Source organism: Rhodocytophaga aerolata, from assembly GCF_030503435.1.
Lineage (GTDB): Bacteria > Bacteroidota > Bacteroidia > Cytophagales > 172606-1 > Rhodocytophaga > Rhodocytophaga aerolata.
The window spans coordinates 137,323-152,799 of record NZ_JAUKPO010000010.1 but is presented as its reverse complement, the minus strand read 5'-3'; the positions used below and the strand labels follow the sequence as shown (position 1 = coordinate 152,799).

General features: G+C 44.1%; 16 protein-coding genes. 7 read left to right on the top strand and 9 right to left on the bottom strand.

Translation table 11 applies throughout. The features are described 5' to 3' along the window. Nucleotides 1-111: 111 nt before the first annotated feature. The 9 genes from Q0590_RS18150 to Q0590_RS18110 all read right to left on the bottom strand — a co-directional run bounded on the left by Q0590_RS18150 (nucleotide 112) and on the right by Q0590_RS18110 (nucleotide 8,488). Nucleotides 112-486 (bottom strand): hypothetical protein, encoded by a 375-nt coding sequence (locus Q0590_RS18150; RefSeq protein WP_302039002.1) that lies wholly within the window; start codon nucleotides 484-486, stop codon nucleotides 112-114. Between the two features lie 234 nt (nucleotides 487-720). Further along, the gene (locus tag Q0590_RS18145) at nucleotides 721-1,788 is read right to left on the bottom strand and encodes a DUF8744 domain-containing protein (protein ID WP_302039001.1); all 1,068 of its coding nucleotides are present in this window, start codon (nucleotides 1,786-1,788) and stop codon (nucleotides 721-723) included. Between the two features lie 10 nt (nucleotides 1,789-1,798). Continuing rightward, entirely contained in the window at nucleotides 1,799-2,587 is a 789-nt protein-coding gene (locus Q0590_RS18140; RefSeq protein WP_302039000.1) for an ABC transporter permease, read from the bottom strand. A 95-nt stretch (nucleotides 2,588-2,682) separates the two neighbouring features. Next, on the bottom strand, nucleotides 2,683-3,414 hold the full coding sequence (locus Q0590_RS18135) for an ABC transporter ATP-binding protein (protein WP_302038999.1): 732 nt from the start codon (nucleotides 3,412-3,414) through the stop codon (nucleotides 2,683-2,685). Between the two features lie 2 nt (nucleotides 3,415-3,416). Beyond that, nucleotides 3,417-4,745, bottom strand: coding sequence for a nitrous oxide reductase family maturation protein NosD (locus Q0590_RS18130; protein WP_302038998.1), 1,329 nt, complete (start codon nucleotides 4,743-4,745; stop codon nucleotides 3,417-3,419). Continuing rightward, nucleotides 4,729-5,187 (bottom strand): nitrous oxide reductase accessory protein NosL, encoded by a 459-nt coding sequence (locus Q0590_RS18125; RefSeq protein ID WP_302038997.1) that lies wholly within the window; start codon nucleotides 5,185-5,187, stop codon nucleotides 4,729-4,731. Before Q0590_RS18125 ends, Q0590_RS18130 begins: the two co-directional genes overlap by 17 nt. 43 nt (nucleotides 5,188-5,230) lie before the next feature. Further along, nucleotides 5,231-5,854: a hypothetical protein gene (locus tag Q0590_RS18120; protein ID WP_302038996.1), complete on the bottom strand. Its 624-nt coding sequence runs from the start codon at nucleotides 5,852-5,854 to the stop codon at nucleotides 5,231-5,233. A gap of 68 nt (nucleotides 5,855-5,922) precedes the next feature. Then, entirely contained in the window at nucleotides 5,923-7,926 is a 2,004-nt protein-coding gene (gene nosZ, locus Q0590_RS18115) for a Sec-dependent nitrous-oxide reductase (RefSeq protein ID WP_302038995.1), read from the bottom strand. Between the two features lie 67 nt (nucleotides 7,927-7,993). After that, nucleotides 7,994-8,488, bottom strand: coding sequence for a c-type cytochrome (locus Q0590_RS18110; protein ID WP_302038994.1), 495 nt, complete (start codon nucleotides 8,486-8,488; stop codon nucleotides 7,994-7,996). A gap of 361 nt (nucleotides 8,489-8,849) precedes the next feature. Between Q0590_RS18110 and Q0590_RS18105 the strand changes: the two genes are divergently transcribed. The 7 genes from Q0590_RS18105 to Q0590_RS18075 all read left to right on the top strand — a co-directional run bounded on the left by Q0590_RS18105 (nucleotide 8,850) and on the right by Q0590_RS18075 (nucleotide 15,447). Beyond that, nucleotides 8,850-9,446 carry a Crp/Fnr family transcriptional regulator gene (locus tag Q0590_RS18105; protein WP_302038993.1) on the top strand — a complete coding sequence of 199 codons (597 nt, stop codon included), beginning with the start codon at nucleotides 8,850-8,852 and terminating at the stop codon, nucleotides 9,444-9,446. 204 nt (nucleotides 9,447-9,650) lie between these two features. Next, the gene (locus Q0590_RS18100) at nucleotides 9,651-11,177 is read left to right on the top strand and encodes a PQQ-dependent sugar dehydrogenase (RefSeq protein WP_302038992.1); all 1,527 of its coding nucleotides are present in this window, start codon (nucleotides 9,651-9,653) and stop codon (nucleotides 11,175-11,177) included. A 182-nt stretch (nucleotides 11,178-11,359) separates the two neighbouring features. Further along, nucleotides 11,360-12,214, top strand: coding sequence for an NAD-dependent epimerase/dehydratase family protein (locus Q0590_RS18095; protein ID WP_302038991.1), 855 nt, complete (start codon nucleotides 11,360-11,362; stop codon nucleotides 12,212-12,214). Between the two features lie 190 nt (nucleotides 12,215-12,404). After that, nucleotides 12,405-13,022 carry a type 1 glutamine amidotransferase family protein gene (locus Q0590_RS18090; RefSeq protein WP_302038990.1) on the top strand — a complete coding sequence of 206 codons (618 nt, stop codon included), beginning with the start codon at nucleotides 12,405-12,407 and terminating at the stop codon, nucleotides 13,020-13,022. Nucleotides 13,023-13,058: 36 nt separating this feature from the next. Beyond that, nucleotides 13,059-13,880 carry an AraC family transcriptional regulator gene (locus Q0590_RS18085; RefSeq protein WP_302038989.1) on the top strand — a complete coding sequence of 274 codons (822 nt, stop codon included), beginning with the start codon at nucleotides 13,059-13,061 and terminating at the stop codon, nucleotides 13,878-13,880. 78 nt (nucleotides 13,881-13,958) lie between these two features. After that, complete coding sequence (locus Q0590_RS18080) at nucleotides 13,959-14,342, top strand: VOC family protein (protein ID WP_302038988.1); 384 nt, start codon at nucleotides 13,959-13,961, stop codon at nucleotides 14,340-14,342. Between the two features lie 28 nt (nucleotides 14,343-14,370). Further along, nucleotides 14,371-15,447: a winged helix DNA-binding domain-containing protein gene (locus Q0590_RS18075; protein ID WP_302038987.1), complete on the top strand. Its 1,077-nt coding sequence runs from the start codon at nucleotides 14,371-14,373 to the stop codon at nucleotides 15,445-15,447. Nucleotides 15,448-15,477 lie beyond the last annotated feature (30 nt).

The following is a 15,477-nucleotide window of genomic DNA, read 5'->3' as shown; positions in this document are numbered from 1 at the left end:
GGTAGTGCTGCCACCCTCAGAGAAACAGAGACAGCCAGTGAAAAGATAGATTTGCTTATAGGTGACCTGTCTTCTTGGAAAAAAAGAAGCGTTAGGTAAACCTGGGAAGAATTAGCAAATACTCTTGGGAGGGTGGAAGGTAGAAAAGAAAGGAGAGGGTAAGGGCTGTTGTGTATAAAAAGCAATAGGGGCTTTACTTTCAGGTGTAAATGGCTGCAGGCTGATAATCAGGGAAGATGGCATGAATAAATGAAATGCAGTTGTTTCTATGCCTCTGGTTGATTGTTCCTGTGTTTGTTTGTCTTTGGTCAGTTGTTTGGTAATAAAGCACTTTCCTTCGCACTGTAAGGCAGGCTTATCTTTGTTTACACAGAAAACCTCCGTAATGATACTCCGGTTAAACTGGTAGAACGTCAGAAACGATACGCTTGTAAAGGTTTGGATAACCAGACTGAAAATAAGCGATATGGAGACAAGCCGTTTCATTGATGTTGTAAAGATATAAGATGTCTTTACATTTATTTATGATTTGAGTCATAACTTAGGGTGATTTAACTAAATAGTATAAAAATAGTTGCCTCCAAACTAGTAAAAGATGGAACTTCAGGTAGGCTCTCATTTTTTTAGGCAAGAATGAAGCATTTTCTATCACACTATTGACTGCTGATATATTATTGGAAACCTGTCCAATGCTCTGTATACAGGCAGAAGTAGTACCTGTTATGCTTTTGCAGAAGTAAGCGTATGGGCTTTCTTAGTTTTCCGCAACTCAATTGCCAGCAATATTCCCATGGTCAGGAAGAAGGAAAACATGGCTATTCCGTTTAGCAGACCAGCCCACTGGCGGAGAGTATATAGATTGAGAAAATTGGCAGAGATTCTTAAGAGAAGTGAAGCTTGCAAGAGGGCAAACCAGAGGTATAGGATGGGGTGGAAAGGCTGTATTGTTTTCCCTAACAGGGAAGGTAGTATTTTGGGTCCTTGCGCCATTATGGTGGTAAACAGGAAGCCAATAAAAAAGCTATGCAGGGTGCTGTCGTACAAGGGGCCAATCATTTCGCCCCAGAGCATACATACACCAGTGAACAGCAGCCAGGCAAAACCAGTGAACACAAGCCATCCAGAATACTTGCTTACCCCGGTTAAGTGGGCAACATCAAACAGCAAAAGCCAGGGAGCTATAAACACCAGTGCTATACCAGATAAATAGCGGCCATTGCCATGAAAAGGCATCAGTAAACTAAGACCATAGAGAGCCAGAAGAACATATAATATCGTATACTTTCCGGAACTTACCTGCATAGCCATACTGGCTTTTAACCTGGAAGAAACAATGGTGAGCAGGATAAAGGCCATCCACCAGGAAACAGCTGCCGGATACATATTCCAGAGTACCAGCATTACATTCCCCAGCAGCCAGCAGACACTTCCTGAAAAAGCAATCAGAAACTGAGCGGGTATAAAGTTTTTTTGGAATATAGCTGTAATTACAAGTAGACCCAGGCTGGCGGCAATCAGCAGATACTGGCCTGCCTGAGCATACCCTGTCAGGAAGGCCACCAGACTGCCTGCACTCAGCAAGGGAATAACAAACCCATAGTTGTTTTTGAAAGCACTTACTCTTTCCAGACTGATGAGGGTTCCCATAAAACTACCCACCATAATAGCTCCATGTTCGCTAGCGCCGATAGCTGGAAACTCAAACCACCCGATCCGGAAAAGCCCTGTCACGATGCCAGTGATGGCTGAAAACAGGGCAATAGGTAATAGGAAAGGAGCAGGTTTCATGGTATTCTACTTAAAAATCCTTATGGCTTACCTTCCGGATGAACAAAATCAATGGTAGGATGATCCACAGCACCAGGGCAGTAAAAGAGATAAGCGTACCTTGCATCGTGCCGAAGAATTTCTCAAATACAGCTCCGGTATATCCCAGAAGCGCAGCAGTTTCCAGGCGGAGTAAGATCAAGATGCGGGACAAATCGATTGGGTTAAACAAGGTGATACCGACAGAAGCTTTTTCCAGCGGATAATCGTTAAAAACCACCAGGAAAGCCAGGAACAGGCCATCGTAAATAACGGCGGCACACAGCCAGATTAATATGGCAATACCAAATCCTTTGATTTTATCTTCAAAGCAGACAGATACCAGAAAGGCGACTATCGTGAAAATGGCGGTCAGCAGTGAGCCGCATAGCATCAGCATAAACAAGTGGCTGCTCTGCTCCAGAGTGCCTGCATACACTACAAACGCCAGACCTATTCCCAGGCAAAAGCTCAGCATTAATGAGATGGTTAAGCCCAGGTACTGGCCCAGGAAAATATGTGAACGTTTGATGGGTTGGGCAAGTAGCAGTTCTGTAAATTCTCTGGAATTGTAAAAATACATGGTGCCAAATACAGTGCTGATCAACGGTACCAGCAGCAGCACAACATTCAACAGGCTTACCAGGGATTTGGTAAAATCTCCGGAGAAGTAGAGCAGGGTAGATGTAATGGCTAAAAAGAATAACCCATAAAGTAATACCCACCAGCTGCGCAGGATGTCATAAAAAGAATACTTGACTATTTTGGCTAAACTATTCATAGGAGGGAAATTTGTAAATTTAAAAATGTGATGATTTGGAAATTGGTCTACGTATGAGTGAAATTTTATTAGCTGTTCTCATTATTTCCAAATTTTTACATTCCTGCATTTTTATATTTTGTTAGTGTTTTTTTTTGAGTGATCCTGGCAATGGCTCTATCTAACCTGGTTTCGTCCTGGGAGTATAATAACTCCGGAACGCTGCCCTGGAAATAGATTTTGCCTTCCAGCAGGAATATTACTTCGTCGGCTAGTTCTTCTACTTCACTTAAAATATGGGTAGTCAGCAGAATGGTTTTTCCCCGGGACTTTTCCTGTAAGATCAGGTCTTTCAGCTTAATATGCGAAACCGGGTCGAGGCCGGCAGAAGGTTCGTCGAAAATGAGAATATCCGGATTGAACATCAGGGCCTGAATGGCATTCACTTTTTGTTTCATCCCGCCGGATAAATTTTTTAATGCTTTTTTGCGGGAATCTTCCAGGTGAAAATACCGGATATACTCTTCCTCATTTGACACACTTTTGCGGATGTCTTTGGTCATGCGGAAAAGCTCGGTCATGGTCAGGTTTTCCGGGAAACGGGCAATCTGGGGCATATAGCCAATCTGGTTTTTGTAGTGCCAGTTGTTGCGTATATTCTCTCCGCCCACCAGAATGTCGCCTTTATCCGGTTGCACCAGGCCTAGAATAGACTTGATCAGGGTGGTTTTGCCGGAACCATTGGGCCCCAGAAAAGCATAGATTTTTCCTTTCTCCATGCGTATATCTATGCCTTTCAGCACTTCTACCTTCCCGAACGATTTATGTATATTCTTTATCTCAATCATGATTACCAGTGGTTTAAATGAATGCTGGGCTGGGTATCCTGCACATTGGTGGGCGTAAGCACGGGTGCCACTTTCTCCGCCAGTTCCAGCAAGTCTATAAATAAGCTCCGGATGAGCACCATAGAAGTAGGCACGTCTTCCATCAGATACGTAAACAATTTCACAGGTTTATGGGCTACATCACCTACGCCGTCTTTATCCAGGTCGTAGCCGGTATAGCTGCTCCAGTAGTTGCCGGTGAATGTATTGCTGCTTGTATAGTTATTGCTGGTGGCTACTTCAAAGGTGTTAGAAATAAAATTATTGTTCTCAAAACGCAAGTCTTCGCAACTGCCCATCATACGCAAGGCCCATCCGTTCTGACTGAACTCATTGTGTTGAATGAGGGTGCGGTTAGTGCCTTCGGCATGTATGCCTACAGTGTTTTGCACAAACCTGTTTTTTTCTATCCGGCTGTCGGTAATATCTTTTAGCAGGATGCCATAGGCGGCGGCTCCCCAGTTGTTTTCAAACGTATTTTCCTCCATCACAATCTCTTTGGCGTACATAACCGCTACCCCAGAACCGTTTTTTATAAAGTGGTTTTTGCGGTATTCATTCCCATTGGAGAACATGAAATGGAGTCCGTAACGCAGATTCAGCGTACTGGTATTGCCGCTGATTTTGCTGCCGGACACAAACTCAAAATAGATTCCGTCCCGGTGTCCGGAAACCTGGTTGCCTTCGATGAGCATGGTATTGCAGTACCAAACATGTATGCCATTGCCCGACGTACTTTCCATTTTCGCCTGTGAGTGAATGCGGTTGTTTTGCACCCGGCAGCTATCGGCTTTTTCCAGGTAAATGCCAAAAAAAGCGTTTTTAATATGGTTGTTCCGGATGGTGCAGTGCTTACTCCTGGAGATACGGACAGCTGCATAATCTTTGATGGCACTCGTTTTTACATTTTGCAGGGTTACTCCTTCCAGTACTACGCTGTCTGCTTGTATGGTAATAATTTCTCCAGTAAGCTGCCCATCTATCACCGGATTATTTCTGCCAATGATTGTAAGCGGTTTGTCGATAATGATTTCACTTTCCAGGTATATTCCTTCTCTTATACTAATTGTATCGTGTGGTTGTGCCAGCTGAATAGCTTTTTTTATTGATTGGATAGGGCCTGTTTTACGTACTTCCAGAGTTTGCGCATATGTGAGCTGGTAAGTAACTATCAGGAGTATACTCAGCATACAAACGGTTTTACTCAACAAAGCAGCAACTACACCTACACTGAAATTATGTGTGTGCTTATGTTGAATAAAATGGCTGTATGTATTAGTGAGCATTTCCATGACTGGCGCAAAGTTTTTGTGTAGCTTCCCAGGTTAAGAGCTTTCCGGCTTTTTCTGCGGCAAACTGACTGGCTGTTTCATTGTTGCTGAAAGCGGTGAGGTACATTCCCATGGGACTTGGCATTTGCTCACTTTGCAGGAAAACAGCTTGGTTAACTTCTAGTAACTGGCCAGGGGTTGTATAATCGGTTACCAGCAATGTTTTAGCAGAAGTACCTGCTTCATTTTCGTTCAGGAATCCGGCCATACATTCGATAGAGTCGAACTTATAGACTTTGCCTTTCTGTGTTACCAATTCTGCGCCATAGCGGTTATCAGAAATAGTCATTTTGCAGTGCTGGCAATTGTCGGTGCCGTACGCAATAGGCTCAGGCCCTGACTGGCAGGCAGCAAGCCACAGCAAAGACAGCAAAAATGTATATGTGTTTAGCAGCGTTTTCATCGTAGTAAAAATTTTACCTTCCTTTTGCCTACCTTCTTCTTTGTTACAACACATGTGTAATCAGCTTATTGGTAGGTAGAGCAGCTGGGTTTTGATTGGTTTTTTTGAAAGCCAGGTATGTTGCGGCGATAGCAGCCAGCAAAGCCAGGCCAAAAGCCACACCGCCTAAATGCGGGAAAGAAGTAGCCGTAATATTTAATAAAGTTTTCACCCCGATAAAAGGCGGTGAATAGGTCATGCCCTCAATTTTAATAGGCGCATTCGGGTCCAGGTTATTGCCGAAAGCTTGCTGCCAGCGGTAAAAATCAATTAGTCCTACAGTTCCGGACACAATCAGCAAGCCTACCCAGCCAGCCAGCAGTTTTCTGTTCCGGATGATGGCTACGGCGATACCTAAAGCAATCAGCACCATTACCACATACGGCATAATTTGAAGCTCCACAAATGAATCCTGGTGAATAGGGGCCATGCCTACATAATGGTTGAGAATATTTACATTCTGCAAAGTAAATTCATCGGTTCCCGTGATCTGGCTCAGCCAGATATACATCTGAAGTCCGCCAGGATATTGGGGCGCTTCCAGGTTAATGTACCACAGCGGCACAAAAAACGTGGCTGCCACAAACAGGCAACTCAGGATGACCAGCAGGCTTGATATCTTTTTCATTACTTTACTGTTTAAAAGGAGAAGTAGGAAAGGCTGCCCGCTTTGCCGGCAGCCTTTCCCTTGAAGTGTTAGATACCTTTCTTAGGTTCGCCCAGCCAGAATTTGATAGGGACATTGGCGCCTTTTTCAGACACCCTGGCATATCCTTGCATTTCCTGGTGCAGCGCAGAACAAAAGTCTGTACAATAGAAGGGAGTTACGCCTTTTTTGGTAGGCACCCATTTCAGTGTTTTGGTTTCACCTGGCATAATCAGCAGTTCTGCGTTCTGGTTACCCATTACAGCAAATCCATGCGGTACGTCCCAGTCTTGTTCCAGGTTTGTTACGTGGAAATACACCTCATCCCCAACTTTGATCCCTTCAATATTATCCGGGGCTAAGTGGCTGCGGATAGCTGTCATGTATACGTGTACCTCGTTGCCTTTTCTTTCCACTCTGGCATCTGCCTCTTTCTTGGTGGCATACGGGTGTTCATTTTCGTCCAGACGGTAGAACTTAGTGCTGTTTTTTGATACCATATCCGCTTTAATAGCTTGTGCATAGTGTGGCTCACCAAAGGTTGGAAAGTCAAGCAGGAGTTTCATTTTCTCGCCGGAAATATCAATCAACTGGGCACTTTGCGCTAACTCAGGTCCGGTAGGCAGGTAACGGTCTTTGGTGATTTTGTTCATCGCCAGCAAATACTTTCCATCCGGATTCTGTGTATCACCGCCGGGAATCATTAAGTGGCCAATAGAATAGTACACCGGAATACGGTCTAATACCTGACGGCTTTTTACGTTCCATTTTACTACTTCTGAAGATACGAACATAGACGTATAGGCATTTCCTTTGGCATCAAACTCGGTATGCAGCGGACCTAAGCCTGGTTTCTGCACTTCGCCTGCCAGTACACTCTCGTATTTAAGCACCGGAATACCATTGATGGTTGTTTCATAGGCTTTGTCTTCAATGGCTTTGATCATGTTCGTATAAGAGTGAACCGGAATAACAGCCGCCAGTTTACCACTTACGACAATGTTCTCACCAGTAGGGTCTACGTCTACCCCATGCGGCGATTTAGGCACCGGAATCAGGAACATCATACCTGGGCAATCTTCCGGTAGCAGTACCCGTACGGTTTTCTTCTGGGTAGAATTGACGATGTGTGTTTTGTGGTCGAGTTTATTGTGGTAATAGTTAGCAGGTATTTCTCTGGCTTTTCCCTGAGCAGCATATTCCGCCGCTTTTTTCCAGTTAATAGCCGCCAGATAGTCTTTATCATTTTGGGACGCACCGATTTCTTTCATGGTGCCGGCTTTCTCTGTATTATATGAGGTAAAGAACATCCAGTCTGCGGAAGGACCTTTGCCTCCGTTTGCCAGGTCAAAGTCGAAGCCTGGCACCAGAATCTGGAAGTCAATATTCATTTCACCAGATGCCTGATCTACTTTAATAAAAGAAAGCGAAGCCCGGAATTTATCTTTGTACGTATCCAGGGGTACGTCCTCTATACCGCCACCATCCGCAATAGGTACAGCGAAACGGGTACCGGCCACTACGTATTCGGTATTATCCGTAGGGTAGGGCGAGCAGTGCTGACCGGCGCTATTGGGAATTTCTATGATTTCGGCTGTTTCAAAGGTTTTTAAATCTATCCGGGCAATGCGGGGCGTATTATTGCCATTGACAAATAAAAAGCGTCCATCTGGTTTTCCGTTGGTGCGGGAAAGTTTGGGGTGGTGCAAATCATCCCAGGGAATAAATCCGAAAGACGTGTTGAGCATAGGCTTGGATTCTTCGGAATACCCATAGCCATTTTCAGGATTTTGCGAAAATACCGGAATTACTTTCAGCAAGCGGCCGGAAGGCAATCCGTAAACGTCTACCTGCCCGTTAAAGCCACCAGAAAGAAAGGAATAGTATTCATCATGCTTACCGGGGGCTACAAATACTTTTGCTGCGGCTTCGGTATCCGATCCAATGGCAGCACCCGTAGTGCTTTCTGTATTTCTGCACCCGGTAGATAAGGCTAGCGAACCAGCCAGTATTGCGCAGGCGAGGGTTAAGGATATTTTATTCGAGGTTTTCATACGATGAAAATTTATGTATTGGGAATTTGAAGATTAAAATAGAACAGTTTGTAATAGTATATCTTGCTTACTTGGTGCGGAAATATTCCAGCACGGCTCTGGCTTCTTGCTCCGTAAGGTTCTGATTCGGCATTTGTGTCATGAACTGGGCAAGTAGTTCCTGGGCAACGGCATCTTTCTGCAACATTTCCTGGGGATTAAGCATCATGTTCATGATCCATTCAGGTTTGCGCCGCGCAGTTACTCCAGCTAAGTCCGGACCTACATAGCGTTCGCCAAACTTATGGCAGGCTGAACATTTTCCTTCAAAAATAACTTTGCCTTTGCTTACCAAAGCCGTGTCAGGGGCAGCAGCTAATTCTACGTTACTTATGGGGCCAGTGCCTTTATCTGAAGCAACTGGAGCCGTTTCAGCAGGCGCAGTGGTGGTAACTGGCTCTGCCGTATTAGTAGCTTGTTCGGCTTTATTTTCTGAGGTACAAGCGGCTATCCATATAAAGGCAGAAAATACACCTGTTAGAAGGAAAGGCTTAAGGAAGGAATAGCTAAAAAGACGTCGCATAACGAAAAGATTAAATTAAACTTTGATGATGGTTCAAAAGTAAGCGGTCTATGCTGGGGAATTTATGATTAGAATCATACTGGCTAGAAAGTGTAGACAATAAATAGATGACCTTTATCAGTATTTAACAGGGTTACTATCTTTTGTAATTGAGATTTTGATAGTATGGGTTTGATTATTAGGGCTTTATATAATTGCGTTTGCCAGATGAAGGATGGGAGGGAATACTTTTATCAGGGCTGTTTCGTCAGGAATTTTACAGATGATAAAGATCATGTACCAGGCAAATCGTTATCATCTGAAACAGGTTGGAAAAGCTGCATGTTTGCACACCAGAAATTATCACTCAACCTGATTTAGAATGATCCCAGTAGATGTAATCAAGCAATATGGAGCCCAGGAAATAACATTGGAAAAAGATGCTATGTTGTTTCACGAAGGAGATACCCCTTTAAATTATTTTCAGATTGTCACCGGAAGCATCAAAATGGTAAACTACAGCTACGATGGACAGGAGTTTATTCAGGGAATCTTTGAGGATAATGAAAGTTTTGGGGAGCCGCCTTTGTTTGCTGATTTCAAATATCCCAGTGATGCCATTGCTATTAAAGACACTGTACTGCTCAAACTCCGCAAGGATGCCTTTTTTACCTTGCTGAAAGAAAACTTTGAAATTCACCTGAAGTTTACCCAGGTATTTTCCAAGCGCCTGAAATACAAATCTATGATCCTGCGGGAGATTTCCTCCTATGCGCCAGACCACCGGGTGTTTACCCTCATCAACTATTTTAAAACCCAATCAGGCATACCCAAGCAAGAAAAATTTCTGGTACCCTATACCCGCCAGCAAATAGCCGACATGACTGGCCTGCGGGTAGAAACCGTAATCCGGACGGTAAGCCGCCTGAAAGAAGAAGGCAAAATCAGTGTGATCAAGCATAAAATTTACCTGAATTAAGACGGTTAGCTACCTGGCCCGAAATGCCGGAAATATTAAAAGTGCCTGAATTTTTATACCAGCTACATTTTGTACAAACTGTAAGCCCTGTGACTGATGGCAGTGATCAATTGATGTCATGTCATTTAGTGACGGATGTCATTTATTGGATGGAGCGCCATTTCTAATTTAGCGGCCAAATGAAAAAATAAACGAAATCTACGTATGCAGATATCTTCCAGAAAATTCATGACCAGAGCTGTTGGCTTCAGTCTTATCCTTGCCAGCTTGGTCAGTCTCCTCTTTTTATCAGATGTTTTAACGGAAAAGCAGGGCACCCGGAAACTAAGAGTAATGGTAAAAAAACTGATAAAAAAAGTAAATACACTTTCCCCGGCTCCCCCACAAGCTATTCGTATTCCATTAGACAGTGCCATACATGGTGACGTAAAATTTGAGAAGATTGCCCTTGCAAATACTACCGACCGGCACTCCAGCCTTACTATGGGGCCAGATGGAAAATTATATGCCAGTACCGTGGATGGAAGAATAAAGCGCTTCCCTGTAAAAGCCGATGGCACATTAGGCGATCCACAGATTATCTACGCGTTGCAGGATGCTTATGGGAAAAGAACCCCCCGGCTCACCATTGGTCTCACCTTTGACCCGGCAGCTACCGCAGACAGTTTAGTGGCCTGGGTAACGCATAGTAGCTTTGCATTTATAAATGGGCCAGACTGGGATGGAAAGCTAACACGCCTATCAGGTCCGGATCTGCAAACGGTGCAAGATGTGTTAGTCCACCTGCCCCGGTCTGCCAAAGATCATTTAACAAACAGCATTGCCTTTGGTCCGGATGGTGCGCTGTATTTTTCACAGGGCAGCAATTCGGCTATGGGCAAAGAAGACGAAAAATGGGGCAATCGTAAAGAACATTTATTGTCTGGGGCTATCCTCCGCCTGGACACTGATAAGCTTGCTATGCTTCCTGCATTGCCTCTCGACGTTAAAACTTCGGAAGGAGGCTCCTACAATCCATACGCAGCAGATGCCCCGCTAACGATTTTTGCTTCCGGTATCCGCAATGCTTACGACTTATTGTGGCATAGCAATGGACAACTCTATGTACCTACGAATGGATCAAATCCGGGAGGGAATACGCCGGCTTCCGTAGCTGGTACCCGCCGCATGGATGGTAGTGTATACGATGGCCCTGAAGTCCCTGAGTTAATGGATATTCTACAAGATCAGCATGACTTTTTATTCCGGGTAGAAAAAGGAGGATATTATGGACACCCAAACACTGAACGCGGAGAGTTTGTGATGAATGGAGGAAACCCTACTGATGAAAAAGATCCGGCTGAACTGGAAGATTATCCGGTGGGTACACTGCCCGATGCCAACTGGCGGGGTTTTTCTTTTCAATTTCCGCTTCATGCCTCTCCAAACGGAATTATTGAATATAAAGGAAATGCCTTTAATGGAGAACTGAAAAGAAAGATATTAATTGTCAGGTATGTTAATAACAAAGATATCATAGTATTGGAACCAGGAGGCAGCAAAAAAGATATTGTAAAGAAATCCGAAGGCACTTCTATCCCTGGATTCTGGGGCTTTGCTGTGCCTATAGATCTCACCGAGGATGTACGGACGGGCAACATCTATGTATCCGAGTTTGCAGGGGATGGACAGATAAGCCTGCTCCGGCCTCTATGTAAAGATACTCAACAGATAGTAGTACACGTAAAGTAGTAAAAATAAAGCCACGCAAGTACCTTATGGAGATGGGCGCCAGCTACTCCATAGGGTACTATTCGTTTGTATGAGATAACAGGCCTTTACCAACTTTTCTATGGTGCTAAGTTTTATAGCACACAGGTTGAAAAATAACAAATACACTTCTATCTTCGTGGCAGAATTGTGTAAGCTAATTCATGAACAACCTGTTAGTTACCGGCTCATCCGGACAGCTGGGAAGCACACTTGTTAAGCAGCTGCGGCAAGCAGCCTATAATGTAGTGGGGATAGATACAGTTCTAGCCGAAACAACTAGCCACCTGGTAGACATCCGCGACAAAAATCAGATATTGTCTATCACCCAATCGGTAGATGCCATTATTCATACGGCCGCTATGCATGGCAAACAGTATGAGTTAAACTATCCCAGAGAAGAATTTATTTCCACCAATATTCAGGGTACGCTTCATTTACTGGATGCCTGTGTAGTACATGGCATTAAAAAGTTTGTGTACACCAGCACTACTTCTATCTATGGGTATGCTATGGTGCACGGCCAAGAAGCTGTTTGGGTAGATGAATCTTTGCCTCCTGATCCCAGAGATATTTATGACATTACTAAACTGACCGCTGAACTGCTTTGCCGGGATTATTTTGAGAAGGAAGGAATAAAAACCACTGTGCTCAGGGTATCCAGGTTTTTACCGGAGCCTCCACGCACAACCGCTATTCACCGGCTGTACCGGGGACTTGATGTCAGAGATGGAGCTGCGGCGCATTTGCTGGCATTAAAAAAGACATTCAATACGTTTGAAGTGTTCACCATTTCCGCCAAGAGCCCTTTTCAAAGAACAGATGTATCTTTATTAAAAACGGCTCCAGAACAATTATTAAAAAATCATTATCCTGAAATTTATCAGGTCTTCGTCCAGCGAAACTGGGCCTTTCCTGCATCCATAGACCGGGTATATGCCATAGAAAAAGCCGAGAAGCTGCTTGGATATGCTCCCCAATACAATTTTCAGGAGTACATACAGATGCACAGGGAGTAAATTCTTATTATTTACCTCCGCTCACCCATAAGAAAATCGAACTGATTTGGTGTACTGCTGACATAGGGCTGTCAGTAAATTGTTGTTTCTTTGTAAATAGTCAGCAGCAAGTATAATGTCATTGGTGCATCTGACCATTTGCAATGCCAATACAAGTATTTGTGCGTATACTACCAAACCATTCTAAGCTATGAAAAACCGGATTTGTGCTCTTTTTTTATTTGATGGGTATGCCGACTGGGAACCTGCCATGGCCATTGCCAACTTGAACAAATACAGTGATTTCACTATAGTACCTTTTTCTATATCCGGGCAGCCAGTAACCTCGATGGGTGGCATACAGGTGATTCCACAAAAATCTCTATCTCAGATAGAAGCTGACCCTATAGATTTACTCCTTTTGCCGGGTGGCGATGCCTGGGAGGAATCGGGAGAAGCCAATACAGCCTTAGAAGCCTTGGTAAACAAGCTTATCAGCCAGAAAAAAGTGATCGCTGCTATCTGTGGGGCAACTTTGTTACTGGCAAGAATGGGTTTAGTAAATACAATTCCTCATACCAGCAATGGCCTCCAGTATCTGAAGCAACATTGCCCTAGCTACCAGGGTGAGGCTTTTTACCAACAACAGCCGTGTGTAGCAGCGGAAGGCATTATTACTGCCAACGGAGCCGCCATGATTGAGTTTGCCCATTCCATCTACCACACATTCCAGCTGTTTGACGACCAAATGCTTGATAACATACAAGCTCTCTACAAAAGCGGAGGCATGATAAACAGATTTCAAGAACAAGATGCGAGTGCTGAGTGAAGACTATTTAGTTACTAGGTAATTAACAAAGTTTGTATGAGTAATCCGGCATTAACCTATCATACTTTTGCTCCACCACCCTCGCTTGCAAGGTATGTCCGCTTTTTCTGGAACCTGGAAGGAGAGCTTTCGCCAGGCCACGTTTATACTCACCATGCTATGGCCGATGTATGTCCGGAACTAATCTTTCATTACAACGAATTATTTACCGTATTGCCGGAAGATGAAACAGCCAATTATCTATCTTTTTCTGGTGTTCAAGGGCAAACCAAGCATACATCCCGGTATAGAGTAAGCCGGAACTTTGGCCTGTTTGGCGTTTATTTATATCCCTATACCTTGCTTGTGCTTTTACATTTACCCGCCAGTGAACTGACCAATGAGTATGTGCACCTGAATGATCTGTTAGGGAAAGAAGGGGAGGAACTGGAAGAAAAAATGATGCTGGCCACGAATACGCAACAAAGGATATACCTGGTTTCCAATTTTCTGGAGGGCAAATTACGAAAAGCAGCTCCCTTACTTCCAGGTATGAAGGAAACCATCCAGCAGATCAGGCAAAGCAGAGGTACATGCAAAATAAAAGAATTAGCACACCATACCTGTTTGTCAGAAAGGCAATTTGAGCGAAACTTCAAGCATGTAACCGGATTTAGCCCTAAGCTTTTTTCCAGAATCATCCGCTTCCAGGCGGTATTTAATCAGTACCGGACAGGACCGCACAAAACATTAACTGAACTAGCCTTCCAATGCGGGTATTATGACCAATCTCACTTTATCGAAGATTTTAAGCTTTTTTCTGGGCATAATCCTAAGAAGTTTTTTACTGAGAAAGCCTCCGGGCTGCCATGGGTGTAGCATAAGATATGTCGGATTTTTCCAATTTTTTGAATCCGGCTACCCCTACTTTTGGAAAATAAACCAAACTTACAGACTATGAATATACCTTCTCAGTATCTGCCGCTAATGCCTTATCTGATCGTAAACCGGGCAGAGGCATTTGCTCAGTTTATGAAAAATGTTTTTGGTGCAACGGATCAAGCTTTACACAAAGCCAATGAAAATACCGTGATGCATGGAGAGTTACGAATTGGGCAGGCCGTACTTATGTATAGTGATGCCAGTGAAGCATGGCCCGAAAAAACAGCAGCCCTGTATCTGTATGTGCCAGATGTAAACCAGGTGTACGAAAAAGCCTTAGCACAGGGAGCAAAAGTATTACATACGCCCGAACAGAAAGAGTATGGCTACGCCGCTGGTTTTGCCGATCCATTCGGCAATCACTGGTTTGTGGTAGCTGCTTCAGCAGCTAAAGGGTAAGTTTTACGAATCAGTTACTCGTGCGTAGATGACAACTGCAGAAATTATCTCCTTCCGGCTGCAAAACCAACAAATAACCCGGTCTGTATTTACTACTCCTCAACAAGTAGTGGCCTGGATGGGAGCTATGCAAGCCCAGGAATATGCCATGGCCAGGTGGGCTGTTGGTTTGCGCTTGCCCGGAAGTACCGATGCCAGTGTAGAAGCAGCCTTTAACCGGGGCGATATTTTAAGAACGCATATATTGCGGCCTACCTGGCATTTTGTAAATCCGGCAGATATTCGATGGCTCCTGGCATTAACTGCTCCCAGAGTACATCAGCTCAACAAACCGATGTACCGTAAACTGGAATTAGATGCAACGCTTTGTGTCCGTAGTAAAAATATACTGAGTAAAGTGCTGGAAGGCGGAAAACAACTTACTAGAGAAGAATTAGGTCAATCGTTCAAGCAGTATCAGCTTGCTGCCCAAGGACACCGGCTAGCGTATCTGATTATGCAGGCAGAGTTAGATGGCCTCATTTGTAGTGGTGCCCGGAAAGGCAAGCAGTTTACCTATGCCTTGTTAGATGAACGAGTGCCGCCTGCCAAAATCTACACGAGGGAAGAAGCACTGGCGGAACTAGTGAAGCGTTATTTTGCTAGCCGCTGCCCAGCAACTTTGCAGGATTTTGCTTACTGGTCTGGGCTTACAGTACGTGATGCCAGGGAAGGAGTCTGGATGAATAAACCCTATTTGGTGGAAGAATACATAGATGGAAAAGCCTATATTTTTTCTGCCGATTTGCAAGCAATGGAAAGTACTATGCCAGCTACTTTCTTAATGCCTGTGTATGATGAATATGGAATTAGTTATAAAAACCGGAGTGCCCTGCTTCCTTCAGTAGATTTTCCGTTAGAAGACATCGTTTTTGACCGGATGATTGTGGTGAACGGACAAATAGCCGGCACCTGGAACCGCACTATTCAGAAAGAAAATGTTCTCATACAGCTACAACTGATCCAAGCCTTGAATGAGTATGAGTTGAAAGAAGTAATGAATGCGGTGCAGCGATTGGCGGCTTTTCTTGATAAAAAAGTCAGCATTGAATTTATTAATGGATAGGGGATAGGTGTGTCAAATTTCTATCCTGGG

Excerpts from the sequence above, each read along its gene's own strand:
- Q0590_RS18150 (WP_302039002.1), bottom strand. The coding sequence starts at position 486 with ATGAAACGGCTTGTCTCCATATCGCTTATTTTCAGTCTGGTTATCCAA.
- Q0590_RS18145 (WP_302039001.1), bottom strand. The coding sequence starts at position 1,788 with ATGAAACCTGCTCCTTTCCTATTACCTATTGCCCTGTTTTCAGCCATC.
- Q0590_RS18140 (WP_302039000.1), bottom strand. The coding sequence starts at position 2,587 with ATGAATAGTTTAGCCAAAATAGTCAAGTATTCTTTTTATGACATCCTG.
- Q0590_RS18135 (WP_302038999.1), bottom strand. The coding sequence starts at position 3,414 with ATGATTGAGATAAAGAATATACATAAATCGTTCGGGAAGGTAGAAGTG.
- Q0590_RS18130 (WP_302038998.1), bottom strand. The coding sequence starts at position 4,745 with ATGGAAATGCTCACTAATACATACAGCCATTTTATTCAACATAAGCAC.
- Q0590_RS18125 (WP_302038997.1), bottom strand. The coding sequence starts at position 5,187 with ATGAAAACGCTGCTAAACACATATACATTTTTGCTGTCTTTGCTGTGG.
- Q0590_RS18120 (WP_302038996.1), bottom strand. The coding sequence starts at position 5,854 with ATGAAAAAGATATCAAGCCTGCTGGTCATCCTGAGTTGCCTGTTTGTG.
- nosZ (WP_302038995.1), bottom strand. The coding sequence starts at position 7,926 with ATGAAAACCTCGAATAAAATATCCTTAACCCTCGCCTGCGCAATACTG.
- Q0590_RS18110 (WP_302038994.1), bottom strand. The coding sequence starts at position 8,488 with ATGCGACGTCTTTTTAGCTATTCCTTCCTTAAGCCTTTCCTTCTAACA.
- Q0590_RS18105 (WP_302038993.1), top strand. The coding sequence starts at position 8,850 with ATGATCCCAGTAGATGTAATCAAGCAATATGGAGCCCAGGAAATAACA.
- Q0590_RS18100 (WP_302038992.1), top strand. The coding sequence starts at position 9,651 with ATGCAGATATCTTCCAGAAAATTCATGACCAGAGCTGTTGGCTTCAGT.
- Q0590_RS18095 (WP_302038991.1), top strand. The coding sequence starts at position 11,360 with ATGAACAACCTGTTAGTTACCGGCTCATCCGGACAGCTGGGAAGCACA.
- Q0590_RS18090 (WP_302038990.1), top strand. The coding sequence starts at position 12,405 with ATGAAAAACCGGATTTGTGCTCTTTTTTTATTTGATGGGTATGCCGAC.
- Q0590_RS18085 (WP_302038989.1), top strand. The coding sequence starts at position 13,059 with ATGAGTAATCCGGCATTAACCTATCATACTTTTGCTCCACCACCCTCG.
- Q0590_RS18080 (WP_302038988.1), top strand. The coding sequence starts at position 13,959 with ATGAATATACCTTCTCAGTATCTGCCGCTAATGCCTTATCTGATCGTA.
- Q0590_RS18075 (WP_302038987.1), top strand. The coding sequence starts at position 14,371 with ATGACAACTGCAGAAATTATCTCCTTCCGGCTGCAAAACCAACAAATA.